Here is a 13,034-nt window from a genome sequence, read left to right as displayed (position 1 = left end):
GTCCGCTCGGACGCCGAGCACCCCGGGCGTGTCTCATTCGGACAGCAGGCGGCCGAAGAAGCCGGTGACCGGCGGGCGTGTTCCTGCGGCGCTGTGCCCGACGCCGGGCACCACGACCTTCTCCACCGCCGCTCCGTGGCCGGCCAGGGTTTGGGCGAGGCGGTCGAGCTGCTCTGGCCGGCTGTGGCCGTGGTCGCCCATGGCGGCCAGGTCGGCGCGGCCGTCGTCGTCGCCGCCGATGACCAGCAGTACCGGGATCTGGGCTACCGCCGCGGGATCCACCGTGATCCCGAACCGCCGGCGGGTGTCGCCGATGCCTTGTGGCCAGGCGAGCTCGGGCTCGAGCAAGGTCACGCCGCCGGGCGCTCCGATCGCGACTGCCGCCACTCGGTCGGGGTGCAGGTACAGGAAGCGGTGGGCGAACTGGCCGCCGCCGGAGTGGCCGCACAGCAGCACGGTGCCGGTGCGGGCGTTCCACCGGAAGCGGACCTGCTCCAGGATGTTCAGCAGCACCAGGTCGAACCGGATGCCGTGGGCCTGCAGGAGCTTGTAGCCGTCGACGTCGTCCGGGTCGTCGATGCCCACCGGGAACAGCGGGAACACCACGATCAAGCCGTGGTGTTCGGCGAACGGGATGAATCCCTCGCGCAGCTCACCCACGCTGCGGCCGGTGCCGTGCACGGCCACCAGGACCGGCAGCTCGCTCTCCGGGGTCCAGCTCGTCGGCACGTAGACGCAGTAACTGCAGCGCGGTTCGCCCGGCGCGGCGAAGAAGGGGGTCCGCTTGGTGAGCAGCCGGCGGCCGGGGTGTGCGGCCGGCAGGTCCGCGACCCTAATCACGGGACATCACCGGGACGCGGGCCAGCGGGACGTGGTGCTGTCCCGCGTGGACGTCACGGTCCCGGAGCGAACCCTGGCTCACCGGGCGCGGGAAGGAGATCTTCACGACGTCGAGAGACGGGATCCGGAAGATCCGGACGGTGCTTTCCGCCACCTGGTACAGCCGCGCGATCAGCCGCTCGTCCACCAGGTCCGCGGCGAGCCGGTAGCCCTCGGCGTCGCGCATGAACAGCTCCATGGTGACCCAGAATGGGCCCGCGTTCTTGGAGCGGACTTCGTGGGCGAGATCCGCGAGAGTGGTGTCAGGCATCGGTGTGCTCCCCCAGTTCGATCCGGAACAGCTCGGCGGGATCGGTGCAGTCGACGACGTGGTTCAGCACGAACTCGTACGCCGCGCCGCGCTCGATCTCCGCGGGCGAGAACGGGAAGGCGAAGCTGGGCAGGTAGTCCATCCCCGGGGCCGGCAGGTGCAGCATCAGCGGGTTGGCGACCTTGGCGACGGCCGTGGCGGTGGCCTGGTCGGGCGCGTTGACGAGCACCATCACGCCGACCTCGCGCGGCGGCCCGGCCTCGGGTTCGAGCTCGTCCAGCACCGCGTTGTGCCCGTAGAGGCGGAGATCGAACGCGTACTCGTCGTCCGCCAGCTCCAGCGTCTGGCGCACCCGCTCGGTGAGCACCGTGCGCATCAGCCGCGCCCACTCGTCGAGGTCGGCGAGGATGCGCGGGTCCCGGATCGCGGAAAACGACACGGTTTCGTAGCCGGTGATCCGGGCGCCTTCGAGCTTGATCGTGTACTGGCCGGCGACGTGGAACCGGGACCCCTCGACACGGACGATCCGGTCGTCGACCGCGAAGTACCGCGCGTCCCGGACGTCGAGGGTGCCGGCGGGCTCCCGCATCTCGAACGGGTCGGCGGTCTCGTACAGCATGTGGGCGGCCACCGACATCGGCGTGCAGGACACGGCGGGATCGAGCGGCTCGATGGTGAAGCCGCCGTCGTCGATGGTGGCGAGGACACCGCCCGCGCGCGGGTTGCTCGTGCACTGGCCACCGCACTCGACGATCTTGGCGGCGTGCCAGGTCGGCCCGGCGGGCATCCCCTTCATGAGCGGGTAGGCGGCCGCCACCGCGGTGTCGGTGGCGCGGCCGGCGAGCACGACCTGGGCCCCGGCACGCAGCGCCTCGACGATCGGTTCGTGCCCCATGGCGCCGACGATGTGCGTGCAGCTCTCCAGTGTCTCGGCGGTCAGTTCTCCCAACGGTGGCAGGGGGTGGATCCGGCCCGCGTCCAGGTGTTCCTTCAGCTCGGCCGCGTTCTGCTCGCTGTAGATCCGCGCCACCTTCAGGTCCAGGCCTTCCTCGGCCATCACCTCGGCGGCGATCCCGGCGACCCAGTCGACGCCGCGGTCGGTCCCGCTCGTCCCGCAGGAGCCCACGATGACGGGGATGCCCGCGGCGGAGGCCGCCGTCAGCAGGCTGCGCAGGTCGCGCGCCACCGCCTTGGCCGTCGTCTTGGCCGTCGCGGCGCCGAGGTAGTGGGGCCCGGAATCGGTGGACCCGCCGTCGATGCTGATGACGTCGGCCCCCAGGGCGATCCCGCGCTCGACCGTCGCGTGGTCCCAGCCGGCGCCGAGCATGCCGCTCGGCGTCAGGACGCGCACTTCGTCCATGTCCCTCATTTCTCTCCGTTCACCACGAACCGCGCCCGTCCCGCGAGTGCGGCGACCAGTTCCTCCGCGCCGCGCAGGCCCGCGGCGGCACGTGCTTCGGCCGTCTGCCCGGCCAGGTGGGAATAGACGACGATCCCGTCCACACCCCGCAAGGGGCTGCCGGGCGGAAGCGGCTCTTCGCGCACGACGTCGAGCGCCGCGCCGGCGATCTCGCCCGCCCGTACCGCCGCGACGAGGGCGTCCTCGTCGACGATGGCGCCGCGTGCGGTGTTGACCAGCAACGCCGTCGGCTTCATCAGCTTGAACGCCTCGGCGTCCAGGAGGCCACGGGTGCGTTCGGTGAGCGCGGTGTGCACCGAGACGTAGTCCGAAGTGGACAGCAGCTCGCCCAGCCCGGTGTAGCGGACACCGGGATCGCGCAGCCGCGCCGGGACGTTCGTCGTGCAGACCACGTTCATGCCGAACGCGCGGGCCAGCGGGACCACCGCGCGCGCCGATGCGCCGTAGCCGATGAGGCCGAGCGTCGAGCCGCGCAGTTCGTGGCCGTCCGCCCGCGGCCAGGTCCCCTGCGCCACACCGCACGCGGACTGCACGAGCCGCCGGGCTCCCGCCAGCAGCAGGCCGAGCGTGTACTCGGCCACGGCGGTGGCGTTGACACCGGGCAGGTTGCTCACGGTGATCCCGAGCCGGGCGGCGGCCCGGACGTCGATCGAGTCGTAGCCCACGCCCGTCCGCACGATGACGCGCAGCCGCGACGCCCGGGCGAGCACGTCTTCGGTCAGCGGTTCGTTGGCCACCAGCGCCGCGTCGATCCCGGCGAGGGCGTCCGCGAGGGCCTCGGGATCGCGGCGACCGGTCATGGGCAGGTGGCTGGTCTCGAGACCGGTGCGCCGCAGGAACCGGTCGGCCTCGTCGCCCGGACGCAGGTAGTCCGTCGTGATCAGGACGCGGGCGGTCACAGCGCCCGCCCCGCCGACGACCGGCGTTGCCGGGCATCGACGCGCGCGACCGCCAGGACGGCGAGCACGGCGACGATCGCGACGTGGACCAGCAGCAGGGACCAGCCGGTCAGGTCGACCAGGCCGCCGACCAGGGCCGGCCCCAGGAAGCCGCCGCTCACCCAGCCGACGGTGTAGAGGCCGGTGTAGGTCCCGACCACGCGGTCGGACGGCGCCAGGTTCCACAGGACGACGACCGCGTTGACCAGGAACGAGGACGCACCCGCGGAAGCGACGCAGAGGCCGGCCACGACGCCGGCCGGCGTCGCCACCAGGCTGCCGAGCACCAGGCCGGCCGCGAAGACGATCATCCCGGCGGTCATCACCCGCAGCCGGCCGAAGCGTTCGGCGAGCCTGGCCACCGGGTAGGCGGCCACGATGAAGGCCACTCCGCTGGGCAGCGTCAGGCCGCCGGCTTCACCGCGGGACAGGCCCAGCACCTCCATGCCATAAGGCGTGATGAGCGCCCGCGACGCGGCCCACGCGCCACCGAAGAGCAGGATGGCCACGATGAGCAGCAACCGGCTGTGGTCGGGGTCCCGCACGATGTCGAGCACGGTGTCCCGCACCCGCGCGGCGGGTGCGGCCGTGCCCTCCGGCGCGCGTTCCTCCTCGACGGCGTTCCGGTACGCCGTCGACCGGCTGTCCCGCACGTTCGCGGCCAGCACGGCCAGCGACACCACCATCAGGATCGCGGGGATCGCGAACGACAGCTTCGGGTGCGTGTCGATCAGGAAGATGCTGATCAGCGCCGCCACCAGCACCGTGAGGCTCGACGCGATCTTGACGACCGCGTTGGCCCGGCTCCGCCGCTCGGGCGGCACGAAGTCCGGGAGCAGGGATTCGGCGATCGGCTTGAACGAGTTCGCCACCAGCGCGTAGCCGAACATGGTCAGGATCAGCAGCGGCAAGGTGGCCGCGACGTGCGGGATGACGAGGAACAGCAGGGCCGCCAAAGGCATCCCGGCGAGGAGGTAGGGCATCCGGCGGCCCCACGACGTGCGCGTGCGGTCCGACCGGTTGCCCATCCACGGCTGGATGAAGATGCCGAGCACGTTGTCCATCCCCATCAGGAGGCCGATCAGCGCGGCACTGCCGATGTGCGCGCGCAGCAGCGGCGGCACCTGCGAGTCGTAGAGGTTCCACGTCGACTCCTGCGCGAAGACCGCCAGGGCGACGAAGAACGTGATGCGGCCCGTCCGCACGTGTGGTGTGCTCGACGTCGTCGTCATCCGCCACCTTCCCTGTCATCGCTGCCGCGGGTGACCGCCACCGTACTTTTGCTATAGCAAGAACGTCAAGCGTTGCATCATGACTCCGCCATGGCAGATACAGTGACGCCATGGCAAGGGAGACCCTGAAGGGGCTGGCGGCCGACACGCTGGCCGACCGCGCGTACCGCGCCGTCCGCGACGCGATCACGACCGGCGAACTGAGGCCGGGGCAGAAGGTCACCGAACGCGGGCTCGCCGAGCGGCTGTCGGTGAGCCCGACACCGGTGCGCGAGGCCATCCGCCGCCTCGAGCAGGACGGTCTCCTCGAGCGCACCGGAGCGCGGACGGTCCAGGTGACGGCCTTCGGCGACACCGCCATCCAGGACCTCGCCGAAGTCGAGGTGGCCCTGCGCGGGATGGTGGCCCGCTTCGCCGCGCGGCACGCGTCCCCGGCCCAGCTGGACCACCTGAACGCCGTCCTCGACGAAGCCGACGACCTGCTGATCGTCATCAAGCAACGGCACCAGGCCGGGCAGGAGACGGCCCGGCACGTGGACCGGCTGCTCGACACCATGCAACGCTTCAACGAGGTCGTCGAGGCGTGCGCGCACAACCCGGTTCTCGTGCGCCTGCTCGGCCAGACCCGGGTGTTCTCCCGGCCCGAGCGGCGGACCCGGCTACTGGAACGCATCGCGGAGAACGACGAGTTCGGCCTGGACCGCTACGGGAGCCACCGCGCGCTCGTCCGGGCGTTGCGGGCGGGCGACCCGGCAGCCGCCGAGGCGCTCGTCATCGAGGACGCCCGCGGCGGACTGGGAGATCTGCTCGCCGCACCCACCACGCCGGCGGTCGCCGGCCGGCCCTGACCGGCGCGGCCCTCGCCGGCCTCCGGGCCGGACGCGGGGGTCACGGTGCCGCGGCCCCGGCGGCGATCTCGGCGGCGATCGCCGTGCCCAGGCCCGCGGTCGTGCCGGAACCGCCGAGGTCGGGGGTGAGCACTTCCGGGCGTCCGGCGAGCACGCGCTCGATCGCGGCCAGCACCGCCGCGGCCGCGGCGGTTTCTCCCAGGTGGTCGAGGAGCATGGCGCCGCTCCAGATCTGCCCGACCGGGTCGGCGATCCCGCGCCCGGCGATGTCGGGGGCCGAGCCGTGGACCGGTTCGAACAGGCTCGGCCAGGTGCGGTCCGGGTTGATGTTGGCGCTCGGGGCGATCCCGATCGTGCCGGTGCAGGCCGGGCCGAGGTCGGAAAGGATGTCGCCGAACAGGTTGCTGGCCACGACGACGTCGTACTGCCCGGGCCGCAGGACGAACTTGGCCGCGAGGATGTCGATGTGGTCCTTGCCGGCGACGACGTCCGGGTACCGCTCCGCCATCGCCGTCGCGCGCTCGTCCCAGTACGGCATGGAGATGGCGATGCCGTTGCTCTTGGTCGCCCAGGTCAGGCGCTTGCGGGGGCGGGCGGCGGCGAGTTCGAAGGCGTAGCGCAGCACCCGGTCCACTCCGGTCCGGGTCATCACGGTCTCCTGCAGGACCGTTTCGCGGTCGGTGCCCTCGAAGATCCGGCCGCCGATGCTCGAGTATTCGCCCTCGGTGTTCTCGCGGACGACGAAGAAGTCGATGTCGCCGGGGCCGTGGTCGCGCAGCGGGCTGCGGACCCCGCGCAGCAGCCGCACCGGCCGCAGGTTGACGTACTGCTCGAAGCCCCGCCGGAACTGCAGGAGGCTGCCCCACAGCGAAACGTGGTCGGGCACCACCTCGGGCCACCCGACCGCCCCGAAGAAGATCGCGTCGAACCCACCGAGCACCTCCCGCCAGTCCGGCGGCAGCATCTCGCCGTGCCGCAGCCAGTAGTCGGCACAGGCGAAGCCGAATTCGACGACGTCGAGCTCGAACCCGTGGGCGTCGGCGGCGGCTTGGAGGCACCTCAGCCCTTCCGGGACGACCTCGCGGCCGATGCCATCCCCCGGGATGACCGCGATGCGGTGACGCTGGGACACGAAACGCTCCTGTCGATCCGGTGAACACGCGCCTTCCACCCTGATCGGCGGCCGCCGTCCCGGCAAGAACCGCCCGGGCAACCTATCCTTTCGCTGAGCGAAAGGCACGAACCGCGATGATCGACGATCTCCGCTTCTTCCAGGTGGTCGCGTCCAGCGAAACGCTGACGGCGGCCGCTCGCGAGCTGCAGTGCTCGCTGCCGGTCGTCAGCAAGCGCCTCAGCGCACTGGAGCGCCGGCTCGGCGCCCACCTGGTGCACCGCGGCACGCGCCGGCTCGCGTTGACCTCCGAGGGAGAGCTGTTCGCCGCGCGGCTGGAGCCGATCCTCGACCAGGTTCGCGAGCTCGAGGACGCGGTCGGTCCCCGCTCCGGCGACCTGCGCGGAGCCATCGTGGTCGAGGCCACCCTGGGCCTCGGCCGCGCGCACATCGCCCCGCTGCTCGGTGAGTTCACCGCGCGGCACCCGCGGTTGACCGTCCGGCTCCACACGTCCGCGCTGCCCCTGCGCCCGCACCGGCGCGAGTTCGACCTCGCCATCCACGTCGGCACCCCACCGGACTCCTCACTGCGGATGCGCCGGCTGGCGAAGAACCGCCGGGTGCCGTGCGCGGCGCCGTCCTATGTGGACCGGTGCGGGCGGCCCGAGCGGATCGAGGACCTGGCGGACCACGACTGCATCGTCCTCCGCGAAAACGAGGGCGACTTCGCGCTGTGGCGGTTCGGGGACGCCCGCAACCCGCGCCAGGTCCGGGTGCGCGGCCACCTGTCGAGCAACGACGGCGACATCGTGACCGGCTGGGCCCTGCAGGGGCACGGGGTGATCATGCGGTCGGAGTGGCAGGTCCGCTCCCACCTCGACAGCGGTGCGCTGGTGCGCGTACTGCCGGACGTGCCGACCCCGCCGGCCGACATCTACGCCCTCCGCGCCGACGACGCCCGGGTCCCGCGGCGGATCGGCGAGCTGATCAAGCACCTGGCCGCGCAGCTGCCGAACCGCATAGCCGGCTCCCGGCCGCCTGGTCCTTCCCCGCGGAAGAGGTGATGTTCCCGGCAGCTCATTACGGCCGCCGGCGCCGAGTACTTTCCGTACCTCTCCCTCCTCCCCCGGCAGCGCTACCGTCGGCCACGCAGCCGGAACGCGCTCGGGAGGGTCATGCTCGACATCATCGGTCTGCGGGAAGCCGACCTGGAGGTCTACCAAGCCTTTGCCGGCTCCGGGTCGATGACCCTCGCCCAGCTGCGGGAGGCCACCGCGCTCACCGAGGACCGGCTGCGGCCCGTGCTGCGCGTCCTCATCCGCAAGGGCCTGCTCGCCCGCCTGCCCGGGACGCCCAGGACCTACGCCCCCGTGCGGCCGGAAGTCGCCATCGGGGCCATGCTCGGGCGGAAGGACCAGGAGCTCGCCGCCGCGAGACTGGTCGCCGCGCAGCTCGAAGCGCAGTTCCGGGACGCTCCCGCGCAGCAGGCCGTCGACCTCATCGAGGTCGTGCACGGGAACGACCGGATCGCCGAACGGGCCGATCGGCTGCTGCGGCAGGCCAAGCAGGAAGTCGCCTTCGTCGACAAGCCCCCGTACGCCCAGCCGCCCACCGTTCTCCACCCCGCCGAGCGGGAGATGCTCGGGCAGGGGGTGCGGTTCCGGGGTGTCTACGACCGGAGCGCGCTCGAACTGCACGATCTCCCCACCGATCTCGAGGCCGGGCTCGTGCTCGGCGAGGAAGCCCGGGTCGTGCCGGAGGCGCCGCTGAAGATGATCCTCGTCGACCGGGACGTCGGGCTGATCCCGCTGCGATCCGACCTCCCCGAGATCCGCACCGCGCTCGTCATCCGGCGCTGCGCCCTGCTCGACGCGCTCAGCGCCCTCTTCGCCCTCCTCTGGCGCGAAGGGCTGCCGTTGCGGCTGCCGGCGACCGAGCAGCCGGGCGTCCTCTCCGTCGACGACGCCCGGCTGCTCGCGTTGCTCACCACCGGCCTGCCCGACCGGAGCATCGCCAAGCAGCTCGGCATGAGCTACCGGACCTTCCAGCGCCGGCTGCGGCACCTGATGACCCAGCTCGGGGCCGGCACCCGGTTCCAGGCCGGGCTGCAGGCCGCCACCCGGGGGTGGGTCGCCCTGCCGCGGCCGGACGTCAGCGACTGATCTCGTACGCCCGCTGCACCGTCTGCGTGACCGTGTTCCCCGATCCGTCGCGGGCTTCCGCGCGCAGCCAGACGTACTCGCCCGACGGCTGGTCCACCGTCACCGTCCACACGGCATCGCCGTGCGGGCGGGCCACCGCCGGTGTCCACGTGCGTCCTTCGTCCACCGAGGACGCGACCCGCAGCTGGGTCACCGGGCCGCCGCCGCGCGCGCCGGAGTGGGACGCCGCCGCGATGTCGAACGTGAACGCCGCGGGCGCCCGGTCGGCCGCGTCGAGCGGCAGCCGGTAGTCCAGCTGGATCAGCGGCTGGAACGCGCACGCCGTCCCGGCCGGGTGGCACGTGTACCCGGCCGGCGGCGCGACCGCGGCGCGCTCCGAGGTGAACGTCCACGACGTGTCGGTGCGCGGCGCGAGCCGGAACAGGACGCCGGTGGGCGTGCCGACCTGGGCCTGGGCCGGCATCACGTCGGTGACGTCGAGCCGGTAGGCCGCCCGCTCGGGAGCGAGCCGGAACACCGGGAACAGCGCGAGCGGGTCGCCGGAGTTGGCCCTCGGGAGCTCGCGGCCGTCCCGGAACAGGCGTGCCGTCGTGCCCGTGAAGTAGCGGGCGTTCTCGTACGGGCTCGTGTAGTGCGGGCCGTCGGTCCACTGCAGCGCCGGCACGAACAGGTCCGGGTCCTCCCCGCCGCGGCACAGCGAGCACAGCACCGTCCAGCCGTTCGCCGTCGCCGGGTAGCGGGCGGGGTGGTCGGGTGGGAGCTCCACCGCCGTGCTGTGCAGCGGGGCGCGGAACCAGTGCTCGTCCGGCCGCGACCGTTCGCCGGGGCGGTAGCCGCCCTGGACGTTCATCGCCAGTGACGCGCGGCGGCCCGCGTTGTCGTTGCCCGACAACGTCACCACGCGTTTCCACACGAGGCGGTCGTCACCCGGCCCGGTGTACTCCGTCCACGCTCCCGGTACGGGGATCTTCGTCCCCTGCACCAGCTGCGTCTTCCACGAGCCGGTCGGGAACGCGTACCAGTTCTTCTGGCCGCTCAGGCCGGGCCGGTCGGCGTGGTAGGTCGTCTTCGTCGCGACCAGCGACGCCCGGTCAACCCGCCGGACGAGGTCCTTCGGCACGCCGTTGCGCTCGAAGTAGCTGAGGTTGTACATCGCTTCCGGCGCCGCGCGCACCACCAGGTGCACCGACGTCGCCGCGCGCAGTGCCTCCCCCTGCTCGAACCCGAGCGAGAGCGTGGGCACCGCCGCGCTGGTCAGCCCGGGGATCGGCGCCGCACCCGCCACACCGGCGTACGGGATCACGACGGTGCCGCCCGCCGCACCGACCTGCCGGGCCGCGTCCGCCGCGGCGGCCGAGACGTCGTCGGGCGCGCCGGCCGGGATCCGGACGAGGACGGCCTTGCCGCGGACGTCCGCCGCGGGCAGGCCGGCCGCTTCGGCGAACACGAGCGGCAGCGTCCGCTCGCCCGGCAGGTTCGCCGTCAGCGTCGGGACGTCGTAGGCGGGGTTCAGCACGGTCGCGCCCGCCCGCAGGTCGACCGCCGCCGAAGACAGCACTGCGCTGTCCTGCAGGGAAATCGTGCCGGTCGTGGTGGGCGCCGCCGGGGCGACGCGCACCTCCCACGCGGAACCGCCGGCCGACAGTCCGGCTTCACCGACGTAGCCGTTCGTGCCCGCGGCCGGGGGGATCACCCGCCGCAGCATAACCGTGCGGTCGCGCAGATCGGCCGGTTCCGGGGTGGTGAACCCGGCCGGGACGGCGGTCGCGGCGTTCAGCGTGATCTCCGCGGGCGCCGAAACCGCCACCCCGGAAGCGCTGACCGCGGACCAGCGGCGCGTCGTCGCGCCGCGTTCCACGACCCAGCCGAGCGCCGAATACCGGCCCGCGGGAACGGCGACGCGGCCCACCCCGCCGACCAGGTCGACCTGCTGGCTGACCTGGTCGAGGAAGGGATCGTTGCGGTTGGCGCCACCCGCGCTGTCGTCGATCAGCTGCGCCGAAGCCAGCTCCGCGGGAGCGCCCGCCGAGTCGAGCACCCGCACCGTTACCGGCGCCAGCGCCGCCGCGTTGTACGCGCTGACGGCGGTGCGGAGCGCGCCCGCGCCGTCCGCGGTCGTGGCCAGCACCGAGCCGCCGTAGACGCCGGCCGTGCCCTCGTTGGGGTCTTCGCTCAGCTCCACGGACTTCGCGGACTTCGGCGGGATGGACAGGCTCGTGCCCGACAGCCGCATCCCGGTCAGCGGCGCGGTGCCGTCGTCCCACGGGCGCACCTGGAGTTTCAGGGTGAGCTCGAGGGGCCGGTCGCCGGTGTTGGCGTAGGTCAGCGTCCGCACGACCCGCGCCGCGGCGGTGCGGTCGGTGCGGCCGAAGCTCGCCACGGCGGTGCCGCTGGCCTGCTGCGAGACCGCGCGCGCGACGTCGAGCAGCCCGGCACCCTGCTCGTACCAGCGCAGCCCGACGTCCTTGGCCGTGCTGACCAGCGTGTTCTTCAGCGTCTCCCCGGACAGCTCCGGGTGCTGCTGGAGCAGGATCGCGGCGGCGCCCGCGACGTGCGGCGTCGCCATCGACGTCCCCGACACGCGGGTGTAGCGGTCGTCGACCGGGTCGCCCAGTGCGGTGCCGGACGCGCGGGCCGCGGCGATGCCGACCCCGGGCGCGGCGATCTCCGGCTTGACCGCGGCGTCCCGCAGGCGCGGGCCGCGGCTGCTGAACCAGGCCAGGCTGTTGTCGCGGTCGAGCGCGCCCACGGTGAGCGCGGAGGTCGCCGAGCCCGGTGTGGTGACCGTCCGGTCCCCGGGGCCTTCGTTGCCCGCGGCCACCACGAACAGCGTCCCCGTCTTCGCCGACAGCGTGTCGAGCTGCTCGGAAAGCGGGTCGTAGCCGTCGCTGACCCCGGCTCCCAGGCTGAGGTTGACGATCTTCGCGCCCTGGGACACGGCCCAGTCGATGCCGGCCATCACCTGCGCGGTGTCGCCTTCGCCGGAGGCGTCGAAGACCTTGGCCACGACCAGTTTCGCGTCCGGCGCGACGCCCTTGTAGCGCCCGCCGGAAGCCGCGCCGGTGCCGCTGATGATCGAGGCGACGTGCGTGCCGTGGCCGTGGTGGTCGGCGACGTCGCCCTCCCCGCTGAAGTCGGCGGCGGCGACCGTCTTGCCGGCCAGGTCGGGGTGCCCGGCGTCGATCCCGGTGTCGACGACGGCGACCGTCGTCCCGGCGCCGGTCAGGCCCCGCTGCCACGCGGCGGGCGCCCCGACCTGCGCGGTGCTCTTGTCCAGCGCCACCCGGACCTTGCGGTCGAGGCGGACGTCGGAGATGCCGGCGGCCAGCGCGGGCCGGCCGGCCGCGTCCCGGGTGACCAGGGCGTGCCAGAAGTCGGCCGCGCCGGCTTTCCGGACCCGCAGGCCGACGGCGTTGGCCGTGGTGAGCGCGATCGGCCGCTCGGTGCGGGGCAGGGACTTCGCCCGCGCGGTCAGGCCTCCGGTCTTGTCGTAGCGGGTGATGACCGGGATCGTCGCGGAGGTGGCGTCGTCGCGGCCGTCGGCGACGAGGGCGGTGACGTTGAAGAGGGTGCGGTTCAGCGCCCCGCTGTTGATCAGCGGGAGCGCGTCCGACGGGTACACGAGCAGGCCCTCGGCGGTGGTGGTGAGGTGGAAGGCCGGTTGCGACCGGTCCGGGCGGAGCGCCGGTTCGACCTGGGCGGTGCGGTGACCCGCGCCGTCCTGTTCGTAGGTGACGACGTCACCGGTGAGCAAGGTGACCCGGTGGACGGTGGGGCGCGGGGTGGGTGGCGGTCCGGCCGGAGCGGCGGTGGCGCCGGGCGCGGTCAGCAGGGACAGAACGATCGCGGCGGCGACGGCCAGGTGGTGCCGGCGTCGGTGAGGGGGACGCGGGGACATCGGAACCTCACTCTCCTCGGATACCAGGCGGCGGCCGTGGGCCACGGCCGCCGCGAGGGGTTTTCCGAGGATGCGGGAGGTTTTCCCGGAAAGACACGGGTTGGGATGGCGGGGTGTCGCCATCGGCGACTTCCCGCCAGAGGTGCCTGCCGGTCCGCCGGTGAAGGCCCGGGCCGAGAGGGGCGGATTCCAGGGGTCGTTGCAACACGTGTGATCAACTGGCTTTGGCCAGGAGTGTAGCCAAGCGCTCGGCTGGGGTGTCCCAGCCGAGCGTT

The 13,034-nt window shown here is 73.0% G+C and carries 10 protein-coding genes; 3 read left to right on the top strand and 7 right to left on the bottom strand.

Features of this window, described 5'->3' with window-relative positions:
• Positions 1–33 precede the first annotated feature (33 nt).
• Genes ACWED2_RS38635 through ACWED2_RS38615 form a run of 5 tightly spaced genes read right to left on the bottom strand, consistent with a single transcriptional unit; the run spans position 34 to position 4,740 of the window.
• Positions 34–840: an alpha/beta hydrolase gene (locus tag ACWED2_RS38635; protein WP_449695472.1), complete on the bottom strand. Its 807-nt coding sequence runs from the start codon at positions 838–840 to the stop codon at positions 34–36.
• Entirely contained in the window at positions 833–1,150 is a 318-nt protein-coding gene (locus ACWED2_RS38630) for a DUF4387 domain-containing protein (RefSeq protein ID WP_449695471.1), read from the bottom strand. Before ACWED2_RS38630 ends, ACWED2_RS38635 begins: the two co-directional genes overlap by 8 nt.
• Positions 1,143–2,510 (bottom strand): acyclic terpene utilization AtuA family protein, encoded by a 1,368-nt coding sequence (locus ACWED2_RS38625; RefSeq protein WP_449695510.1) that lies wholly within the window; start codon positions 2,508–2,510, stop codon positions 1,143–1,145. The genes ACWED2_RS38630 and ACWED2_RS38625 overlap by 8 nt, the downstream gene beginning before the upstream one ends.
• A 5-nt stretch (positions 2,511–2,515) precedes the next feature.
• On the bottom strand, positions 2,516–3,469 hold the full coding sequence (locus ACWED2_RS38620; protein WP_449695470.1) for a phosphoglycerate dehydrogenase: 954 nt from the start codon (positions 3,467–3,469) through the stop codon (positions 2,516–2,518).
• Positions 3,466–4,740, bottom strand: a complete 1,275-nt coding sequence (locus ACWED2_RS38615) for an MFS transporter (RefSeq protein ID WP_449695469.1) — start codon at positions 4,738–4,740, stop codon at positions 3,466–3,468. Before ACWED2_RS38615 ends, ACWED2_RS38620 begins: the two co-directional genes overlap by 4 nt.
• Before the next feature lie 110 nt (positions 4,741–4,850).
• Between ACWED2_RS38615 and ACWED2_RS38610 the strand changes: the two genes are divergently transcribed.
• Positions 4,851–5,588, top strand: a complete 738-nt coding sequence (locus ACWED2_RS38610) for a GntR family transcriptional regulator (RefSeq protein WP_449695468.1) — start codon at positions 4,851–4,853, stop codon at positions 5,586–5,588.
• 40 nt (positions 5,589–5,628) lie between these two features.
• Here the strand turns inward: ACWED2_RS38610 and ACWED2_RS38605 are convergent, their stop codons facing one another.
• The gene (locus tag ACWED2_RS38605; RefSeq protein WP_449695467.1) at positions 5,629–6,720 is read right to left on the bottom strand and encodes a tartrate dehydrogenase; all 1,092 of its coding nucleotides are present in this window, start codon (positions 6,718–6,720) and stop codon (positions 5,629–5,631) included.
• Positions 6,721–6,836: 116 nt separating this feature from the next.
• Here ACWED2_RS38605 and ACWED2_RS38600 point away from each other — a divergent pair, with 116 nt between their 5' ends.
• Together ACWED2_RS38600 and ACWED2_RS38595 are read left to right on the top strand one after the other, a co-directional pair.
• The gene (locus tag ACWED2_RS38600) at positions 6,837–7,763 is read left to right on the top strand and encodes a LysR family transcriptional regulator (protein ID WP_449695466.1); all 927 of its coding nucleotides are present in this window, start codon (positions 6,837–6,839) and stop codon (positions 7,761–7,763) included.
• 111 nt (positions 7,764–7,874) lie between these two features.
• Complete coding sequence (locus ACWED2_RS38595; protein ID WP_449695465.1) at positions 7,875–8,861, top strand: helix-turn-helix domain-containing protein; 987 nt, start codon at positions 7,875–7,877, stop codon at positions 8,859–8,861.
• Here the strand turns inward: ACWED2_RS38595 and ACWED2_RS38590 are convergent.
• Entirely contained in the window at positions 8,851–12,759 is a 3,909-nt protein-coding gene (locus ACWED2_RS38590; RefSeq protein WP_449695464.1) for a S8 family serine peptidase, read from the bottom strand. The genes ACWED2_RS38595 and ACWED2_RS38590 overlap by 11 nt on opposite strands.
• Positions 12,760–13,034 lie beyond the last annotated feature (275 nt).

The sequence above is a fragment of the Amycolatopsis sp. NPDC005003 genome (assembly GCF_053600695.1).
The sequence above is the reverse complement of the archived record's forward strand: the minus strand, read 5'-3'. Positions and strand labels throughout refer to the sequence as shown.